Below are 19,499 nucleotides of genomic sequence, written 5' to 3' on the forward strand. Positions count from 1 at the left end.
AGTGATCTTAGATCAGGACTTTACCCTACCACCTTTCCCTTCAGGGTGACTGGCGAGAGGAGGAATCGTTTCTTTGCCGGCCAGCTTATTTTGTAAAGACATCATCAACTCAGCTTCAGCTTTCGGCAGCTCACATTCTTGGATAAGTTCATTGAGATCTGCCCCGAGTTGAACCATTTTACTGGCACGGGTATACAGACGCGCATCGGCATCCGTATTTTCTAGCTCAAGTAAACGTTCATTCAAATGGCGGATCACATCTTGCTGCTCGCTGACTTTTTGCCCGAGCCCTACCATGACTGAACGTACTTCCAGCAGTTGTTTATTTGATTTTTGTAGCTCTCGGTCGAGATTACGTACTTGTTGGCGTAAGGTTTCACTTTGGCGTAGTTGACCACGCTTAAGACGCCATAGCGCCAATACTATGCACAAAACAACAAAAACCAACCCTCCTGCCATAACAGGAGGGGTTAACCAAGTCAAATCAACCATTACAGATGAGCCATGTCGTCCCATTCTTCATCGGTTAGGAACTTGTTCAGATCAACCAGAATCAACAACTTGCCATCGCGATTGCTCACACCTTGGATAAACTTCGAGCTTTCATCCGTACCCACGCTTGGTGTTGAGTCGATTTCTGATGAACGTAAGTAAACAACTTCTGCAACACTATCCACCAGAATGCCGATCACTTGACGCTCCGACTCGATCACGATGATACGGGTATTATCCGTAATTTCACCTTGCATTAGCCCAAAACGTGAACGAGTGTCGATAACCGTCACCACGTTGCCACGCAGGTTAATAATACCCAACACATAATCAGGCGCTCCAGGAACTGGAGCAATTTCGGTGTAGCGCAGTACTTCACGTACCTGCATTACGTTAATGCCGTACGTTTCTTCTTCCAATTGGAACGTCACCCATTGAAGTACTTCATCGTTCGACTTTTCTTTTCTGACTTTCACTTCATTCGCCTGAGACATAACTTTCCCTCTCTGAGTCGTTTCCGACACCCAATGTTTTAATTTTCCAGTGCTTTTACATCAAGCCCTGCATTAAGCATAGCTATCAATGCTTGAACATGGATCAAAGCGCACATTTTTTCTTTCACCATGCCGGCGAGCCAAGGACGTTTACCGACCTGTTCACGCCACCGCACTTTATCTGTACTGAGTAATTCTGTGCCCATGAGTTGAGTGCTGGCGAGCCCCCAAGCACTCTCACCCAACATGACAATATACTGATAAGCTTGCTTATAACTATCATCATGCAGCTTCTCAGCCATTACCCATTTCGCCGTATCCACTACATCAAGTTGTGAATCACGGTTAGTTTGTAAACCTAAATACCACGCCGGACGCCCAATTAAATGGTTGAGCGTCGTCATCCGATGGATACCACCTAGCTCATCCAAAGGCACAGCAAAAGTGACACCATTGACATCAAAATAGAGCACTTGGAAGTCTTTTTCACGAATGGTGTTCGTCCACGTACCCAGTTTATTTCCACCAGTTTGCGTTTCTGGGGTCGGCACGGTGTCAACCACTACCTCTGGCTCCACCTCAGCAACGGAAACCTCGCTCTCTGGCTCAACGTTTAAGTAAGCAGGCTCAAGCTCTTCTTCAGCAAGGATTTGCGCTTCGAGATAGTCCGAGTCAGTCTCAATATCCCACTCTTGGATCTCATCCACGACGGTAACTGGTGGTGCTGTAACTTCCGTTCGAGCAATCTTGGCCGTGTTTTCTTCCAAGATTTGTTCAAGATCCAAATCCGCCACCGGATTACTCGACTCGAGTTGACTCAGTAAGCGTTGAACATCTTCTAAATTAGGCAGTTCAAGCTCTTCAACTTCCGCCTCAAAATAGCTTTTATTAGGTACAGATTGCACCACAGGAGCCAGTTCTAACACTGCCTCCTCTTTGATTTGAGTTAACTCAAGATCAGCCGTTTCTTCATCCAATAACGCGGTGAAGTAATCGTTAAGCGCTTGTTCGCTGGAAATCAACGCACTACTCATCGATGGCTAGCCTCTCTAAAAACAGTAACAACTGCTTGTAGGCAAAAACGCCGCGACTCCCCTCTGCAAAATGTGAGGCAGGCAGACGCTGTAAGCTCGCATCACGGAATTTAGTATCAATGGGTACCGCCGATGTCCACACTTTCTCTGGATAGTCTTTTTTCAACTGGTTCAAGGTCTGTAGCGAAGCTCGAGTCCTCTTATCATACATAGTCGGGACAATCGTCACTTTAAACTCACGACTGCGCGATTTTTGCATAATCGCCAATGTACGAACCATACGCTCCAAGCCTTTCATCGCCAGAAATTCAGTTTGAACTGGGATAAGGATGCGATCACTCGCGGCAAGGGCATTGACCATCATCACCCCTAGAATCGGAGGGCAATCAATCAGCACATAATCATAAGCGTGCCGCAGTGCTAACAAAGCGCGTTTTAAAATCAAGCCCATGCCACTACGATTACCCATAACACGATCCAGAGTGGCAAGTGACATATGAGCCGGAATCAGGTCGATGCCTTGAATATCGGTATTTAAAATCAGAGGCCTAACCGATGCCTCATTGTATTCACGCAATTGAAAAAGGTCGAATAAGCTAGCTGGAACACCATCGGAATCATAGCCCAAATAGGTGGTCAGCGAGGCATGCGGATCCGTATCAACCAACAGGACACGTTTACCCTGCTGACTTAATAAGCCAGCCAATGTAATCGTTGTGGTGGTTTTTCCTACCCCACCTTTTTGGTTTGCGACACTCCAAACGATCATTGAGGTTCCTTATGCGAGCCCTACTTCTACCAGCATTCGCTCTGCGATTCTGTCGAGCGGCAAATCTTCTGTAGAGATTCCCGCTTTGGCTACCGCCTGTGGCATTCCATACACCACACAACTCTCTTCATCTTGTGCCCAGATGGTGGCGCCAGCTTCTTTAAGCATTCGAGCACCTTCACGTCCATCAGCTCCCATGCCCGTTAGAATCATAGACAATACTTTATCGCCGTAGATTTTTGCAGCAGAGCCAAAAGTCACATCCACACACGGCTTATAGTTCATGCGATCACCACCATCGATGATACGCAGTCTTGCAGCGCCCGGTCGTCCATCAAGCATCATTTGTTTACCGCCAGGCGCCAAGTAAGCCACCCCTGGTCGTAAGGTATCGCCATCTTCCGCTTCTTTTACTTCAATTTTGCACAGTGAGTTTAAGCGGCTAGCAAAAGCAGCGGTGAACGTCGCCGGCATATGTTGAATCAAAACAATTGGATGCGGGTAATTGGCGGGTAGCTTGGTTAAGATTTTCTGTAATGCAACCGGCCCCCCAGTAGAGGTACCAATGGCCGTTAACTGATATTTCTTACCTGTCGCTTTAAATCGAGCACCAGCAGTAACAGCCGCCGCAGGACGATTTCCAGTGAATGATGCCGATGGAGAGGCACGCTCTTGGGTCATCGGTGTACTACTTGATGAGGTAGGCAACGTAGAAGTTGCACGGCTCATCGTTGGACGACGTAAAAAAATCTTTTTAGAGGCGATCGACAACACTCTCTGTTGGAGCAGAGTGACCGCTTCATCGCGATTACGGGCGATATCTTCAAACTTCTTAGGTAGGAAGTCTAACGCACCCGCATCTAAGGCATCTAATGTGGCTTTCGCACCATCATGCGTCAGCGAAGAGAACATGAGAATCGGCACTGGATTATTTGCCATAATTTCACGCACGGCTGAAATGCCGTCCATAACCGGCATTTCAATATCCATGGTAATTACATCTGGCTTTAATCGAGCAGCCTTTTCTACCGCCTCTTTACCATTTACAGCAACATCAATGACTTCTAAGCGCGATTCGGAGTTGATGATTTCACTCACGCGACGACGGAAAAAGCTTGAATCATCAACAACTAATACTTTAATCGCCATGTTTATCCTTATCGTTGTGCAGCTAATCAGATTCGTGATGCAGCTGCGTACTGCTTGAGCAGATCTGGCACATCCAAAATCAGCGCGATATGGCCATCACTCGTGATCGTGGCTCCAGACATACCAGGAGTACCCTGTAGTAATTTATCAAGCGGTTTAATCACAACTTCTTCTTGACCAATTAGGGTATCAACCACAAGGCCAACACGCTGGCTACCAATTTGTACAATCACCACATGGCCATGACCTTGGCGCAGTTGTACTTTGCCCTTTTTCGGTGCTAACCAGTTTTGTAAGTAGAACAGCGGAATCGATTTTTCGCGCACAATAATAGTCAGCTGACCATCAACCACGTTGGTACGGCGCAGATCAAGATGGAAAATCTCATTCACACTCGCTAAAGGCAGAGCAAATGGGTGCCCCGCTACACCGACCATCAGGGTGGGTAAAATCGCGAGTGTCAGCGGCACTTTGATGGTGATCTTCGTACCTTTACCCATAGTTGAGTCGATATCGATTGAACCATTGAGCGTATTGATGGCGGTTTTCACCACGTCCATCCCTACGCCACGGCCTGAGATATCCGAAATCTGCTCTTTACTTGAGAAGCCCGGCATGAAGATCAGGTTAAAGCACTCTTTATCCGATAAACGTGAAGCGGCATCTTCATCCATCATGCCGCGTTTTACGGCGATAGAGCGCAGCTTATCAGGATTCATACCTGCACCATCGTCTACGATGGCCAATTCAATATGATCCCCTTCTTGAGAGGCTGAAAGGATCACTTTACCCGTACGAGATTTGCCATTTTTAGCGCGCTCATCAGGCATCTCAATACCGTGGTCAACCGAGTTTCGCACCAAGTGGATCAAAGGATCGGCTAGTGCTTCAACGAGGTTTTTATCCAAATCCGTTTCTTCACCACGCAACTCAAGATCGATCTCTTTATTCAAGCTACGCGCTAAGTCACGAACCACGCGAGGGAAACGGCCGAAGACTTTTTTAATCGGTTGCATACGCGTTTTCATGACCGCGCCTTGCAAATCAGCCGTAACCACATCTAAGTTCGCAACCGCTTTAGACATCTCTTCATCGTCACTATTCAAGCCTAGGCTTAATAGTCGGTTACGCACCAGTACCAACTCACCCACCATGTTCATAATGATGTCGAGTGTAGAGGTATCAACACGTACGGTGGATTCCGCTTGTGTTTTCTTCGCACCACCGGCAACAGCAACTTCACGAGAATCGTCAGTCTCTTTTGCGACAGGTGCAGGCGCTTTCGCTGGTGCTTCTTTGGCAACGGCTGGTTTTGCCGAAGCAGGTTTAGCAACAGGTTTTGCAGGAGCTGCGGCCTTAGCGGCAGGTTTTACTGCTGGAGCAGCGTTCTCTGTCGCCGCTTTCGCTTCGTTTGCAACCGGAGAAGTTGCTACTGGACGAGTCGCTATTTCTAGTTCTTCCACAGATGGACCTTTGCCCGATCCGTGAAGTTCATCTAACAGCTTTTCAAACTCTTCATCCGTCATTAAATCGTCACCGCCTGGCGCTGATTTCGCAGCAGCAGGTTTCGCAACATCCGCCGCTTTGGGCGCGGCAGGTTTCACGGGGGCTGCGGGCGCTGCGTTTTCAATCGACGGTCCTTTACCAACACCGTGTAATTGATCAAGCAGCTTTTCAAATTCATCGTCGGTGATATCGCCACTCATCTGGGCGCTAGCAACAGGAGCTGCTTTTACAGGGGCTAGCGTAGCTTGCTGTTCTGCATGCGTACCAGGGGCTTTGCCTTTACCATGCAATTCATCCAACAGCTTTTCAAACTCATCGTCAGTGATATCGTCAATCGAGCCTTTATCAATCACGGTAGTGTTGACTGGCGCAGGAGCTTCAACCAATTCTTCTATTTCTGGCTCCACTTCTTCGATGATGTCTTCGACGACTTCTTCAATGATTTCTTCAGCTTCATCTACGTGATCTACGAGCTCTTGCTCATCCTCATCATCAGAGGCTGGTTTGCTCAAGCGGTGTAGTTCATCAAGCAGTTCTTGATCTGCTGGTTGAAGTGGTTCACGGTCTTGTACTGCACGGAACTGTTCGTTAACGGTATCCAATGCTTTAAGCATGGTGTCCATCAGGCTAGGGGAAACGTGTCGCTGACCATTTCGTAAAATGTCGAATACGTTTTCCGCACCGTGACAAGTTTCCACTAGCTCAGATAATGCCAAGAAACCCGCACCACCTTTTACAGTATGAAAGCCGCGGAATATGGCGTTCAGCAAATCTCGGTCTTCGGGGTTATTTTCCAGTTCAACGAGCTGCTCAGAAAGCAACTCTAAAATTTCGCCGGCTTCTACCAGAAAGTCCTGCAGGATGTCTTCGTCTAATTCGTAGCTCATAGGTTACCCCTAAAATCCAAGACTCGATAACAAATCGTCAACTTCGTCTTGAGATGAGACAGCATCAATTCTCTCATGAGGGTTGATAATTGGCCCCTCAGGCTCAGTCAATGCCACGGTCGTCTTATCTGCTTTTTGTTCTTTTTGCGTTGCGCCGAATACCATCAGTATTTCTACCAATCGTTTTTCGACTTCATTAACCAGATTAATCACGCGTTTGATGATTTGCCCGGTTAAATCTTGAAAGTCTTGTGCCATCAAGATTTCCGTCAGCTCTCCGCGTAATTCACTGCTGTCACCTTCCACTTGAGAAAGTAAGTCATCGATCCGGTGACAAAGTGACTTAAAGTGCATCAGCTCAATTCGACCATTCATCAAACTATTCCATTCAGGGCGAATCAGCAGCAGGCTTTCGTGTAATTTGTCGGCAATCGGCATGCACCGATCGACTGCATCCATTGTTTTGTTTGCCGCAACTTCCGTTTTCTGTATAACGTAATGCAGTCTTTCCCGTGCGTCTGGAATTTCATCGGTCGCAATTTCACTGAAGCGTTCATCAATGTGAAAATTTTTCAGCGATTCGTGTAAATCCCGCGTCAACATCCCTATCTCTTGGAGCATAGGATTGCTCGCAGACTCAAAAACATAGGTGAGAAGGCGATTAGCTTCGTCCTTTTGACCTTGTTCCAAAAGTTGCACGAGTTCTTTAGCCTGTTCTAATGAAATCATCCTGAATCAGCCTTTTGCGCGTGTGAATAGAACACCTTTTGCCGCAGCAAAAGCCTTATAAACGCTCAAATATTTTCTCTAGTTTTTCTTTAAGCGTAGCAGCGGTGAATGGTTTTACGATGTAACCGTTAACACCCGCTTGAGCGGCTTCAATGATTTGCTCACGTTTAGCTTCTGCAGTAATCATAAGCACAGGCAGGTGTTTCAATTCTTCGTCAGCACGGATGTTTTTGAGCAGGTCAATGCCTTGCATGCCAGGCATGTTCCAGTCTGTGACAACAAAGTCAAACTCACCTTTTTTGAGCATAGGCAATGCCGTTAGGCCATCGTCCGCTTCCTGCGTATTATTGAACCCCAGATCTCGAAGTAGGTTTTTAACGATTCGGCGCATTGTTGAAAAATCATCAACAATAAGGATCTTCATGTTTTTATTCAAAATTGCCTCCACTGAGTTTGAGATCAGTGATATTTAGTCATTCCGAGTCCAAGAACTTAACTTTGTTCTTAGTCGCTGCATAGATTGGCTGAGTATTTGGCTGACGCGAGATTCACTAACTCCAAGTACCTCACCAATTTCTTTTAAGTTTAGCTCTTCATCATAATAGAGCGAAAGTACCAAAGCTTCACGCTCCGGAAGTGATTTTATTGATTCAACGAGTGCTTTACGGAAAGATTCTTCAGCGACACCGTGAAAAGGAGAGTTGTCTTCCCCTTCTTCAAACGGTGAAATTGCATCATCAGAAACGCCGAGATCTTCTATCCCAACGATACGTGAACAGTTAATGTCCATCAGTACGCTGTGATACTGTTCTAGCGACATCTCTAAAAACTTCGCCACTTCAGCATCCGTTGGATCGCGGTTCAGCTCTCCTTCGAGAACCGCTATCGCTTGACTGATTTCCCGATTATGTTTGTGCACAGATCGCGGAACCCAGTCACCACGTCGGATATCGTCGAGCATTGCTCCACGGATCCGAATTCCGGCATAGGTTTCAAAGCTCGCGCCTTTACTTCCATCATAGTTTTTTTGTGCCTCAAGTAAGCCAACCATACCGGCTTGAATGAGGTCTTCGATCAGCACGCTAGGGGGTAAACGGCCAATTAAATGATGAGCGATACGCTTAACCAATACAGAGTACTTCTCAAGAAATAGCTGCTGGCTATTAAGATTTCCGTATTGATCGTATGTAAGCGCTTTATTCACCGAAAGGTTCCCCTACTGTTTCTGACCGATTAAGTAAGCGTTCAACGAAAAACTCTAAATGTCCACTTGGCGTTCTTGGTATCGGCCAAGTCAACGCTTTATTTGCCAGTGAGCTAATCGCCAGTGCTGCCGGCGAGCGTGGATACGCATCCACTACGATTTTTTGTCGTTTCACCGCCTGACGCACATTGTCGTCGAGAGGGATGCAAGCGACAAGTTCTAAGCTCACATTTAAAAACCGTTCTGTCACTAATGTTAATTTAGCAAATAATTCGCGGCCTTCACGATAACTTCTCACCATATTAGCAACAATTTTAAATCGTTGAACTTGATGCTCTTTACTTAATAGCTTGATCAGCGCATAAGCATCGGTGATCGATGTAGGTTCATCACATACCACAACCACTACATCTTGTGCGGCACGGGAGAAGCTAACCACCATATCGGAGATCCCCGCCGCCGTGTCGATGAGCAAAATATCCATTTCATCTTCTAGTGTGCCAAATGCACGGATCAGCCCCACATGCTGTGCATGTGATAGTTCGGTCATCGACTGAGTACCCGAGGTTGCGGGGATGATGCGGATACCATGTGGACCTTCAACAATGGCATCTTTGAGCTCACACTCACCGGCTAAAACATGGCCTAGGTTGCGCTTAGGGCGTATGCCGAGCATCACATCCACATTGGCAAGACCTAAGTCGGCATCAAGCACCATGACTTTTTTGCCCTGTTTTGCCATGCAGATAGCCATGCCTAGGGTGACATTCGATTTCCCTACACCACCTTTGCCCCCAGTAACCGAAATTACTTTGGTCACAGAGGGTTGGGTTAAGCGACGTAGGCCGCTTGCTTGGTCATATATCATTTTATTTGTCATACCTGTCCGCCGCCTAGAATCTCTCTGAATCACTGGTCCAGTAATGAGGTTCATCTTCAGTCGACTTCTCTAGCAATTCGTTTGCCTTTGCGACCATGTATTTGGGTTGCGCGATTACGATATCTTCCGGTACTCGTTGCCCATTGGCGATATACGCCACAGGCAACGCATTTTGTACCACCACGCTCACGAATTCACCTAAGCTTAGGCACTCATCGAGCTTGGTCATAATGCATCCAGAAAGTGGAATTCTTCTGAAATGCTCAATCGTTTCTTGTAATACTTTGCGTTGCGCTGTGGCAGGCAACACGAGATAGCTATGGATGGTCTCTCCGCTCTCTTGCATCAAGGTATCCAGTTGTTCAGACAGCCGGACGTCACGCTGTCCCATTCCTGCGGTATCGACCAAAATTAGGCGGCGATTACGTAGCTGATAGATTACATCGGCTAACTCGTTGGAATCTTTAGCAACTCTTACAGGACATCCCATAATTCGCCCATAAATCGATAATTGTTCATGGGCGCCGATGCGGTAGGTGTCTGTTGTCACTAAGGCAACGTTGTCTGAGCCGTACTCCATCGCCGCACGAGCTGCGAGTTTAGCTACCGTCGTGGTTTTTCCCACACCGGTTGGCCCAAGCAGTGCCACAACGCCACCACGTTTAAGAATATCGTGTTTGATGACGGGAATTTGGTCTGACACTAGACCAAGCAGAGCTTTCCACGCTTTAGGGGGAGGCGTTTCTTCTGGAATGTAACAAGCCAATTGGTCTGCCATTTCCAATGAAACACCCATACGTTCTAAACGTTTGATTAACATGGCTCGCAGAGGCTCACGGCGCTCAACTTCTTGCCACATTAATCCAGAAACTTGGTGTTCGAGCAAACGTCGGATCGAGGTCATTTCTTCGCGCATAGACTCTAATTCGCTCACCGCCACCGTGGGTTCGTCTGGAGTATTGCGGTCATAGCGTGTCGGGTCTAACCGAGGTTTGCGGCGTGAGTTGGTATCCTCTTGCAACAACTTACTTAGAGCAGAGTCAGGACGTTGACGCTCCGAGTTATTTCTTTGTGGTGCACGGTTCTCTGATTGTCGCTTGAGTAGGGCTGAAAGCGAATCTTCATTTTCTGCTCGGTGATCTTGTTCATCCGCTGTGCCATTGCTGTATTGCTTTAGCATGTTGGCAAAACGTTGGGTCATCGAGCGACCATTGTCGGCACTTGATTGCAGGCTCACTCGGTCATCGATCAACTCTCGACTTTTTGTCGGTGCGACTGAAGGCGACACTTGGCTATAAGCATGTCTCGGCTGCGAGTTGTACCGTTTTGCAGGTGCAGGCGCGGTATCTCCGTCGACAGCAGCCACAATTTCGACCCCACCCGCGACTTTTTTATTCGACATAATCACCGCGTCTACACCCAGTTCTTCTTTGACCTGAAGTAGCGCTGTTTTCATATCTTTGGCAAAAAATCGTTTTATTTTCAAAGCAGATTTCCGTCTTTAAAAAACGTGCGGACGATTAATTACCCACGGCCTGCACAATTCGAATTTGTTTCTCATCGGGGATCTCCTGATAGGAGAGCACACGAAGGTTGGGAATGGTGTTTTTCACAAACTTCGCCAGTGTCGAACGCAGTACACCAGATGTCAGTAATACTGCGGGTTCCCCTTTCAATTCCTGCTCTTGTGTGGCGTGGCTCAATGCCATTTGCAGTCTTTCAGCCAATCCTGGCTCAATTCCTGCTGATTCACCACCGGAAGCCTGCATGGTTTGATGCAAGATTTGTTCCAGCTCAGGAATAAGGGTAATCACGGGCAATTCTGGCTCTACCCCATTGATTTCTTGGACAATCAGCCGTTTTAGAGAGATGCGTACCGCCGCGGTAAGAATGTCGGGTTCTTGACTCTTACTCGCGTATTCAGAAAGGGTTTGTACTATGGTGCGAATATCACGAATCGGGATCGCTTCATGCAGCAAGTTTTGCAGCACTTTGACGACCACGCCCAATGAGAGCTGATCCGGTACGAAATTTTCCACCAATTTAGGCGCTGACCGCGAGAGCATTTCCAACAAGTTTTGTACTTCTTCATGGCCGATGAGTTGCGCCGCATTGTTGGTGAGCAGTTGGCTAAGATGGGTGGCCAATACTGTGGATGAGTCGACAACGGTGTAACCCAAGGCTTGTGCGTGTTCACGCTGCTCTTCACGGATCCACACCGCATCCAAACCAAAAGCTGGGTCACGGGTGCGCTCACCATCAATCATTCCATATACTTGTCCTGGGTTAATCGCCAACTCTTGGTCAGGGCGGATCTCCGCCTCACCGACCGCCACCCCCATCAAGGTGATGCGGTAACTGTTTGGTGTAAGCTCTAGGTTGTCACGAATATGTACCGGTGGGATTAAAAAGCCAAAATCTTGCGAGAGTTTTTTACGCACCCCTTTGACCCGTTCAAGGAGTTCTCCACCTTGATCTTTGTCCACCAACGGAATCAAGCGGTAACCCACTTCTAACCCTATTACATCAACAGGTTGTACATCATCCCATGACAATTCACGTTGAGTTGGCGCTTCCACATCACTCTTAGCAGGAAGGTTTTTATTCTGTGCTTTGGCCTTTTGCTTACGATGCATCCAATAAGCAGCGCCCCCCGCCAACAGCGCCAAAAATAGGAATGAAAAGTGCGGCATTCCCGGAACGATACCCATCACACCTAGAATACCGGCGGTAATGGTTAAGGCTTTCGGGTTATCAAACAGTTGGAAGATAACCTGCTGCCCCATATCCTCATCGGTATTTTGACGCGTAACCATGATTGCCGCACCAATCGACAAGAGCAGTGACGGGATCTGAGCCACTAAGCCATCACCGATGGTCAATAAGGTATAAATTTCAATTGCTTCTTTGAAACCTAAACCGTATTGGATCATCCCAATCGTCAGACCACCAATGATGTTGATAAAGAGAATTAGGATACCGGCGATCGCATCGCCTTTAACAAATTTTGACGCACCATCCATCGAGCCGTAGAAGTCCGCCTCTTTGGTGACTTCAAAACGGCGCACACGCGCTTGTTCTTGATCAATAAGACCGGCGTTTAAGTCTGCATCAATTGCCATTTGCTTACCAGGCAAGGCATCCAAGGTAAAGCGAGCACTGACTTCCGAAATACGTCCAGCACCTTTGGTCACAACCATGAAGTTAATGATCATCAGGATGAGGAATACCACAAGACCAACCGCGTAATTCCCACCGATCACCACATTACCGAAGGCTTCAATAACATGACCCGCAGCGCCAGGGCCTTCATGACCATACAACAAAACCACTCGCGTGGAAGCTACGTTAAGCGCTAGCCGCAGTAAGGTCGCAATCAGCAGTACCGTGGGAAATGCCGCGAAATCCAGTGGACGGCGGGTGTATACCGTGACTAATAACACCACCAGCGATAATGCAATATTAAAGGTGAAGAATAAGTCGAGCAGAAATGCCGGCATTGGGAGGACAACCATCGCCAATGCCGCCAACACCATAACCGGAGCCCCAATGGCTGGCATGCTGCGCTGTGGGATAGAAGGCAATTTGTCTGCAAATGGAAGAGTAAACTTCATAGATTTCTGGTTGTCACTTAATGGTTAATCGGAACATCAGTCGAGCGCAGCAAAACGCATTACCATCCAATGCAATTTTCAGTCCAGTACAGACGTCAATTTTATGGCAACATGAATTATCCAATGAGAATTGAAAAAACAAAGAGTTAAAATTAATGAGAGCCAATTAAGGCTCTCATCTCATCGTGAAACTACGACTCAATCAAGGATGCACATTCCACAAAGGTTGTCCCATTTGGGTTGCGGGATCGTACTCAATGCAGATCATTCCTGAGGTTGGGAACATCGGTGGGATCATACCATCAACAAATTCCGAGACTAAATACCCCACAAGCGGTAAGTGGGAAACGAGCAACAGGGATTCAAGCTGTTCAACCTCGATCAAAGCAGAGAGATAATCAAACACACGATCTGACTGCCCATAAGGCGTGATGCCATCACAACTTTCTACATTTCGGGCGGAAAAATGTTCCGCCAGCAACGCCCATGTTTGTTGCGCCCGCAAATAAGGGCTAACCAGCACAAGGTCAAAGGCGTTAACACCTCGTTGGTCCGCACATGCTCGAGCCACCGCTTCTGATTCATGGCGACCTCGATCGGTTAATGCTCTCTCCGCATCACTGGAAGCAAACTGCTCAGCTTCTCCATGACGCATAATATAAATCTTCATGTACACTACCTACGCTATGCAGTCTCTGGCTGCTTGGTTTTTTTGATTATAACAGCAGTCTGAGCAAAGACTTCGACTTCGTTAACAGTCTATTAAAAAGCCAAGCTACAGACTAAACTGACAGGAATAATAATAGTACGATGTGTCAGCTTGGTGTTCTGTGACTCGTCTTTGACCCTATTAATCCGGAGAAATGCTGTGCATATCAGCCCCAATGATACCAATCAGTACCGTTATCTCACGCTGAGCAATGGCTTACGGACGCTGTTGATCCAAAGTCCAGATGCCCCAAAATGCGCCGCGGCTTTAGCCGTTAACGTGGGGCACTTTGACGATCCGAATGAACGCCAAGGCTTAGCCCATTACCTTGAGCACATGCTGTTTTTGGGCACAGAAAAATACCCGAAAGTCGGAGAATTTCAAACTTTTATCAGCCAGCATGGGGGATCAAACAATGCTTGGACTGGTACCGAGCACACCTGTTTTTTCTTCGATGTCGTACCCAATGCTTTTGCTAAAGCCCTCGATCGATTCAGCCAATTTTTCATTGCGCCGCTATTTAATGCTGAAGCTCTAGATAAAGAACGCCAAGCTGTCGACTCCGAATACAAACTTAAAATTAAAGATGAGTCACGCCGCCTCTATCAGGTACAGAAAGAGACGATTAATCCTCAGCACCCTTTCAGCAAATTCTCGGTAGGTAATCAGCAAACCCTAAGCGATCGCGAAAACAGCTCCATTCGTGATGAAATTATTGATTTCTACCAATCCCACTACTCTGCAGAGTTAATGACATTGACGCTCATTGGACCGCAGAGTTTTGAAGAATTGGAACAGTGGGCACACACTTACTTCGCCGCCATTCCTAACCCTGTACGAGACATCACACCTTTGCCACCTTTTGTTTGCGATGAGCACACCGGAATTTTGATCCGAGTTGAGCCACTCAAAGAAATTCGCAAACTGATCTTAGCCTTTCCGATGCCAAGTACCGAAAGCTACTATCAGAAAAAGCCACTTTCCTACTTTGCGCATTTAATTGGCTATGAAGGTGAGGGCAGCTTGCTACAAGCATTGAAAGATAAGGGTTGGATCACTACCCTCTCTGCCGGTGGCGGTGTAAGTGGCAGTAACTACCGCGAGTTTGCAGTCAGCTGTGTGCTCACGCCTGAAGGGCTAGAGCATGTCGATGACATCATTCAAAGCCTTTTTCAAACCTTGAATTTAATTGCAACTCAAGGATTGCAGGAATGGCGTTATCAAGAAAAACGCGCCGTACTGGAATCCGCTTTCCGTTTTCAAGAAACTCAGCGCCCACTGGATATGGTCAGCCATTTAGTGGTCAATATGCAGCATTACGCCCCCGAAGATACGGCCTATGGCGACTACATGATGATGGGGTATGACGAACCACTCCTGCGGCATATTCTCAGCTATCTTACCCCAGAAAATCTGCGTGCAACCTTGATTGCCAAAGGTGATGGCTTTGATAGAACCGCGCAATGGTACTTTACCCCTTATTCGGTGCAACCGTTCAGCACTAAGCAACTGAACCAGTTCCGCCAATCGGTAGATTTACCACTCGCACTACCGGAGCCAAACCCATTCATCTGCTATGAGCTTGATCCTTCCGATATCAAAGACGCGAGCAATTTACCGCAAGTGTTGCAGGATTTGCCTGGATTTACGCTATGGCATCAACAGGATACTGAGTTTCGAGTTCCCAAAGGCGTCATTTATGTCGCCATCGATAGCCCACACGCTGTAGCCAACTGCCGTAATATCGTCATGACTCGCTTATGCGTTGAAATGTTTTTGGATGCCCTTGCCAAAGAGACTTACCAAGCGGAAATCGCAGGAATGGGTTATAACCTCTATGCTCATCAAGGTGGTGTTACCCTCACGCTCTCTGGTTTTAGTCAAAAACTCCCACAGTTGATGGAAGTCATTTTGCGCAAATTTGCTCAACGTGATTTTCAACCTAAACGGTTTGACACCATTAAACAGCAGATGATCCGTAACTGGCGCAATGCAGCCCATGATAAACCCATTTCTCAACTGTTTAATGGGATGACTGGGCTGCTACAACCCAATAACCCACCGTATGTCGACTTGCTAGCCGCAATCGACGATGTGCAGGTGGAAGAACTCGCGGCTTTTGTCGAGACCATTTTGTCACAATTGCATGTTGAAATGTTTGTGTACGGCGACTGGTCAGCCCCAGCCGCCCAACAGATGGCAGAAGTGCTCAAGGATGCACTGCGTGTACAGGGGCAAACTTACGAAGAGTCACTCCGCCCTCTCATCATGCTCGGCAAAAATGGGACATTTCAACGCGAAGTTGATTGCCAACAAGATGATTCTGCGATTGTCGTTTACTACCAGTGTGAAGAAGTCAGTCCGCGTAGTATTGCGTTGTATTCCCTAGCCAACCATTTGATGTCAGCCACATTTTTTCACGAAATTCGTACCAAACAGCAACTCGGTTATATGGTTGGAACGGGCAATATGCCGTTAAATCGCCATCCTGGGTTGATTCTGTACGTGCAATCCCCCTCTGCGCCGCCTAGCGAGTTAATCCGTTCAATTGATGAGTTTTTGAATGCGCTGTACATGGTGCTGTTAGAGTTAAACGAATATGAATGGCATAGCAGTAAGCGCGGATTATGGAACCAAATATCCGCTCCCGATCCAACCCTGAGAGTTCGAGCTCAGCGCTTATGGGTCGCGATTGGTAACAAGGATCTCACGTTCGACCAACGAGAAAAAGTATTGGAGGAACTGAAAAACCTTAGCCGTGCCGATATGATTCGTTTTGTGGTTAATGAGCTAAAACCTCGCACTGCACATCGCTTAATCATGCACACGCAAGGCAAGGCGCATCAAGATGCGCCCGCCCTACAACTTGGTCAAGAAATCGGTTCAGTGCAAGAGTTCCAGTTGCGTCCGAAAGCTTATGATGTTGGTTAACACACCACTTCAGCTTCTGACTCAACAATCTTTTGCAGCGGGTGTGGGTGTAGTTTGATACACACCCCTTGCCATTGAAACGCCACCGTTGGGTTCGCTAAACGCTCCCCCTCTCCTTGCGGGCTCGACAACTTAACCTTGATTCCCTCATCAGCAAGCCGATCCCATTTTTCGGCAAGTGAGGGACAATTCGTTTTCAACTCCTCACAAAATGCTTGGGCACTCAGTGCTTGTGAAGGAACGACAAACTCTACATGCTCCCAACTCTGTTCAGGGTAAGTTTTGCCTAACGCAGGATAAGGCAGTTCTAAGCATTCAATCCGCCAATGGCTTGATTGCAGCGGCTCGTTAAAAAGAATCACGATGATCGGGCGACCATTAATCTGCGCACAAGAGATCTCTTGGCCATAAGCCAACCATGCATGATGAGCAACTTGTGCCAGTTCCTGATCATTAATTCGCAACGCAATATGATCTAGCTGATGAGAACGTAAATCTAAGCCCAAAAGAGCAAGCAACTGCTCTATTTTCGAGATAAAAAGATCGAGTTTTCCAAGCAGTTGTTGTGGGGCAAGCCCTGTCTCACAAAGTTGTTGATGCATCTCATGGCCTTAAAATCGCTATTTGAACGCGATACTATCAAGATTGGCGGGAAAAGGTGAAAATTTCCTGCGTTTCTCCCTAGGTGGTTAAGCTGAAAATTGTTATTATGGCCGCCATCTAACCAATGTTATTGTGATATGCCTCACTCCCAAAATGATGGCATTCCTCACCTATTTCCTTGAATTGAAGGGCAAACGTGTGAATATCCAAGCACTAATCAATGATCGAGTTTCTCAGGCTATCGAAGCCGCAGGCGCACCCGCTGGTACCCCAGCACTGGTTCGTCAATCAGCAAAAGCACAATTTGGTGATTACCAAGCGAATGGCATTATGGGTGCCGCCAAGCAGTTGGGTACCAATCCTCGAGAATTTGCACAGAAAGTCTTGGATGTTCTAAACCTTGAAGGCATTGCAAGCAAAACTGAAATTGCCGGCCCTGGCTTTATCAATATCTTCTTGAGCGAAGAGTTTCTCGCTGCTCAAGCTGAAGCGGCTCTTGCCGATGAGCGCCTAGGTGTTGCGCCAGAAGCCCCAAAAACCATCGTGGCTGACTACTCTGCACCTAACGTTGCCAAAGAGATGCACGTAGGCCATCTGCGCTCAACCATCATTGGTGATGCGGTAGTACGTACCTTGGAATTCTTGGGTCATAACGTGATCCGCGCGAACCACATCGGTGACTGGGGCACTCAGTTCGGTATGCTGATCGCCAACCTTGAGCGCGTGCAGAAAGCATCGGGTGAAGTTTCGATGGAGCTTTCTGATCTCGAAGCTTTCTATCGTGAATCGAAAAAACTGTATGACGAAGATGAACAGTTTGCGGAAACGGCACGTAACTACGTAGTGAAACTGCAAGGTGGCGATGCATTCTGCCTAGATATGTGGAAGAAGTTGGTTGATGTCACCATGATTCAAAACCAGCGTAACTACGACCGCTTGAACGTCTCCCTCACTCGTGAAAATGTCATGGGCGAAAGCATGTACAACGACATGCTGCCGTTAATTGTGAGCGACCTGAAAGCCAAAGGCTTGGCAGTCGAAGACGATGGTGCGCAAGTAGTTTTCTTGGACGAATTCAAGAATAAAGACGGCGAACCTATGGGTGTTATCGTTCAGAAACGTGATGGTGGTTTCTTGTACACAACCACTGATATTGCGTGTGCGAAATACCGTTATGAAACGTTGGGTGCCGATCGAGTACTGTACTTCATCGATTCACGCCAACATCAACACTTGATGCAAGCGTGGACTATCGTACGCAAAGCGGGCTATATCCCAGAAGAAGTCAGCTTAGAGCACCATGCGTTCGGTATGATGCTAGGCAAAGATGGCCGCCCTTTCAAAACTCGTGCAGGCGGCACCGTTCGCTTAGCCGATTTGCTGGATGAAGCAGAAGATCGCGCCAAAGCCCTGATCGAATCCAAAAACCCAGAATTGTCAGCGGAAGAGAAAGCCAACATCGCCAACACCGTGGCAATGGCGGCAGTAAAATACGCAGACCTATCAAAACACCGCACCACCGATTATGTGTTCGATTGGGACAATATGCTGGCGTTTGAAGGCAACACGGCGCCTTACATGCAGTACGCTTACACTCGTGTTGCTTCTGTGTTTGCAAAAGCAGGCGTGGATATGAATGAGCTAGCTGGCCATATCCAAATCACGGAAGAAAAAGAAAAAGCGCTGATCGCTAAACTGCTGCAATTTGAAGAGGCGGTTCAATCGGTAGCTCGTGAAGGTCAACCTCACATCATGTGTAGTTACCTTTTTGAACTCGCGGGTATTTTCTCTAGCTTCTATGAAGCTTGCCCAATTCTGGTCGCAGAGCAAGAAAGCATTAAGCAGAGTCGCTTGAAACTCGCGGCACTGACCGCAAAAACCATCAAGCAAGGCCTCGCTCTTTTAGGCATTGATACCCTAGAAAGAATGTAATCAAATCCCGACTAAGGTTGGCTACTTGCCAACCTTTTCTTTATCTCTCCTATCTCGTTTTGACAAAGCGAGAAAACAGATTCTGACTCAGAGGCGCAACCTCATGGCACATTTTGAACTGCACCCTCAACTGCAGAAAGATACCAATGTCATTGGACATTTTCCACTTTGTGTTGCTCTGTTACATAAAGACTCTGCCGTACCTTGGATCATCTTAGTTCCACAAAGAGCAGGATTACGCGAGCTGCACCACTTGCCTATGAATGAGCAACAACAATTTCTCGTGGAATCGCAAATCATTTGCCAAACCTTAGAAACCCTGTTCACTCCAGACAAACTCAACTTAGGCGCACTGGGTAATATGGTGCCTCAACTGCACATTCACCACATTGCTCGCTTTACTGATGATATGGCTTGGCCGGGACCCGTTTGGGGACGCACTCAAGGTGTATTCCGCTCAGAACTAGAGCAACAAACCCTGCTCACGGCTATCCAGCAACATCTTGTGCAAAACCCACATTTTGCCCCTGAGCTTGCTTGAACATTTCGATGTGCTAGAAAAAATC

General features: G+C 47.3%; 17 protein-coding genes. 3 read left to right on the forward strand and 14 right to left on the reverse strand.

Features of this window, described 5'->3' with window-relative positions; all coding sequences use genetic code 11:
• Window positions 1-12: 12 nt before the first annotated feature.
• From MKA69_RS00420 to sixA, 13 genes are all read right to left on the reverse strand, one after another.
• Window positions 13-516 (reverse strand): DUF2802 domain-containing protein, encoded by a 504-nt coding sequence (locus tag MKA69_RS00420; protein ID WP_083802492.1) that lies wholly within the window; start codon window positions 514-516, stop codon window positions 13-15.
• Complete coding sequence (locus MKA69_RS00425) at window positions 492-986, reverse strand: chemotaxis protein CheW (RefSeq protein ID WP_000075894.1); 495 nt, start codon at window positions 984-986, stop codon at window positions 492-494. The genes MKA69_RS00420 and MKA69_RS00425 overlap by 25 nt, the downstream gene beginning before the upstream one ends.
• A 38-nt stretch (window positions 987-1,024) precedes the next feature.
• On the reverse strand, window positions 1,025-2,020 hold the full coding sequence (locus MKA69_RS00430; protein ID WP_305847344.1) for a chemotaxis protein CheW: 996 nt from the start codon (window positions 2,018-2,020) through the stop codon (window positions 1,025-1,027).
• Window positions 2,013-2,789: a ParA family protein gene (locus tag MKA69_RS00435; protein ID WP_000637673.1), complete on the reverse strand. Its 777-nt coding sequence runs from the start codon at window positions 2,787-2,789 to the stop codon at window positions 2,013-2,015. Before MKA69_RS00435 ends, MKA69_RS00430 begins: the two co-directional genes overlap by 8 nt.
• 9 nt (window positions 2,790-2,798) lie before the next feature.
• Window positions 2,799-3,938, reverse strand: a complete 1,140-nt coding sequence (locus MKA69_RS00440) for a chemotaxis response regulator protein-glutamate methylesterase (RefSeq protein WP_000985852.1) — start codon at window positions 3,936-3,938, stop codon at window positions 2,799-2,801.
• Between the two features lie 26 nt (window positions 3,939-3,964).
• Window positions 3,965-6,331: a chemotaxis protein CheA gene (locus tag MKA69_RS00445; RefSeq protein ID WP_305847345.1), complete on the reverse strand. Its 2,367-nt coding sequence runs from the start codon at window positions 6,329-6,331 to the stop codon at window positions 3,965-3,967.
• A 9-nt stretch (window positions 6,332-6,340) separates the two neighbouring features.
• Window positions 6,341-7,060 carry a protein phosphatase CheZ gene (locus MKA69_RS00450; RefSeq protein WP_000624254.1) on the reverse strand — a complete coding sequence of 240 codons (720 nt, stop codon included), beginning with the start codon at window positions 7,058-7,060 and terminating at the stop codon, window positions 6,341-6,343.
• 55 nt (window positions 7,061-7,115) lie between these two features.
• Entirely contained in the window at window positions 7,116-7,484 is a 369-nt protein-coding gene (cheY, locus tag MKA69_RS00455) for a chemotaxis response regulator CheY (protein WP_055028320.1), read from the reverse strand.
• A 45-nt stretch (window positions 7,485-7,529) separates the two neighbouring features.
• A complete protein-coding gene (locus MKA69_RS00460) occupies window positions 7,530-8,264 on the reverse strand; it encodes an RNA polymerase sigma factor FliA (RefSeq protein WP_001030416.1) in 735 nt (244 codons plus the stop codon).
• The gene (locus MKA69_RS00465; RefSeq protein ID WP_000182546.1) at window positions 8,257-9,144 is read right to left on the reverse strand and encodes a MinD/ParA family protein; all 888 of its coding nucleotides are present in this window, start codon (window positions 9,142-9,144) and stop codon (window positions 8,257-8,259) included. Before MKA69_RS00465 ends, MKA69_RS00460 begins: the two co-directional genes overlap by 8 nt.
• 13 nt (window positions 9,145-9,157) lie before the next feature.
• Complete coding sequence (gene flhF, locus MKA69_RS00470; RefSeq protein ID WP_000695099.1) at window positions 9,158-10,630, reverse strand: flagellar biosynthesis protein FlhF; 1,473 nt, start codon at window positions 10,628-10,630, stop codon at window positions 9,158-9,160.
• Between the two features lie 34 nt (window positions 10,631-10,664).
• Window positions 10,665-12,758, reverse strand: a complete 2,094-nt coding sequence (gene flhA, locus MKA69_RS00475; protein ID WP_000673267.1) for a flagellar biosynthesis protein FlhA — start codon at window positions 12,756-12,758, stop codon at window positions 10,665-10,667.
• A gap of 202 nt (window positions 12,759-12,960) precedes the next feature.
• The gene (gene sixA, locus MKA69_RS00480) at window positions 12,961-13,428 is read right to left on the reverse strand and encodes a phosphohistidine phosphatase SixA (RefSeq protein WP_000708351.1); all 468 of its coding nucleotides are present in this window, start codon (window positions 13,426-13,428) and stop codon (window positions 12,961-12,963) included.
• A gap of 198 nt (window positions 13,429-13,626) precedes the next feature.
• Here sixA and MKA69_RS00485 point away from each other — a divergent pair, with 198 nt between their 5' ends.
• Complete coding sequence (locus tag MKA69_RS00485; protein WP_305847346.1) at window positions 13,627-16,398, forward strand: insulinase family protein; 2,772 nt, start codon at window positions 13,627-13,629, stop codon at window positions 16,396-16,398.
• Here MKA69_RS00485 and MKA69_RS00490 read toward each other — a convergent pair.
• Window positions 16,395-17,000 (reverse strand): VOC family protein, encoded by a 606-nt coding sequence (locus MKA69_RS00490; protein ID WP_258463401.1) that lies wholly within the window; start codon window positions 16,998-17,000, stop codon window positions 16,395-16,397. The two genes, MKA69_RS00485 and MKA69_RS00490, sit on opposite strands and share 4 nt — an antisense overlap.
• 199 nt (window positions 17,001-17,199) lie before the next feature.
• Here MKA69_RS00490 and argS point away from each other — a divergent pair, with 199 nt between their 5' ends.
• A complete protein-coding gene (argS, locus tag MKA69_RS00495; protein WP_305847347.1) occupies window positions 17,200-18,933 on the forward strand; it encodes an arginine--tRNA ligase in 1,734 nt (577 codons plus the stop codon).
• A 103-nt stretch (window positions 18,934-19,036) separates the two neighbouring features.
• A complete protein-coding gene (locus MKA69_RS00500; protein ID WP_000929909.1) occupies window positions 19,037-19,474 on the forward strand; it encodes an HIT domain-containing protein in 438 nt (145 codons plus the stop codon).
• The last annotated feature ends 25 nt before the right edge of the window (window positions 19,475-19,499 follow it).

Origin of the sequence: Vibrio sp. AH4, from assembly GCF_030710545.1 — a bacterium.
GTDB lineage: Bacteria > Pseudomonadota > Gammaproteobacteria > Enterobacterales > Vibrionaceae > Vibrio > Vibrio metoecus.

Coding starts and splice junctions, on each gene's coding strand:
- MKA69_RS00420 (WP_083802492.1), bottom strand. CDS start 516: ATGGGACGACATGGCTCATCTGTAATGGTTGATTTGACTTGGTTAACC.
- MKA69_RS00425 (WP_000075894.1), bottom strand. CDS start 986: ATGTCTCAGGCGAATGAAGTGAAAGTCAGAAAAGAAAAGTCGAACGAT.
- MKA69_RS00430 (WP_305847344.1), bottom strand. CDS start 2,020: ATGAGTAGTGCGTTGATTTCCAGCGAACAAGCGCTTAACGATTACTTC.
- MKA69_RS00435 (WP_000637673.1), bottom strand. CDS start 2,789: ATGATCGTTTGGAGTGTCGCAAACCAAAAAGGTGGGGTAGGAAAAACC.
- MKA69_RS00440 (WP_000985852.1), bottom strand. CDS start 3,938: ATGGCGATTAAAGTATTAGTTGTTGATGATTCAAGCTTTTTCCGTCGT.
- MKA69_RS00445 (WP_305847345.1), bottom strand. CDS start 6,331: ATGAGCTACGAATTAGACGAAGACATCCTGCAGGACTTTCTGGTAGAA.
- MKA69_RS00450 (WP_000624254.1), bottom strand. CDS start 7,060: ATGATTTCATTAGAACAGGCTAAAGAACTCGTGCAACTTTTGGAACAA.
- cheY (WP_055028320.1), bottom strand. CDS start 7,484: ATGAAGATCCTTATTGTTGATGATTTTTCAACAATGCGCCGAATCGTT.
- MKA69_RS00465 (WP_000182546.1), bottom strand. CDS start 9,144: ATGACAAATAAAATGATATATGACCAAGCAAGCGGCCTACGTCGCTTA.
- flhA (WP_000673267.1), bottom strand. CDS start 12,758: ATGAAGTTTACTCTTCCATTTGCAGACAAATTGCCTTCTATCCCACAG.
- sixA (WP_000708351.1), bottom strand. CDS start 13,428: ATGAAGATTTATATTATGCGTCATGGAGAAGCTGAGCAGTTTGCTTCC.
- MKA69_RS00490 (WP_258463401.1), bottom strand. CDS start 17,000: ATGCATCAACAACTTTGTGAGACAGGGCTTGCCCCACAACAACTGCTT.
- MKA69_RS00500 (WP_000929909.1), top strand. CDS start 19,037: ATGGCACATTTTGAACTGCACCCTCAACTGCAGAAAGATACCAATGTC.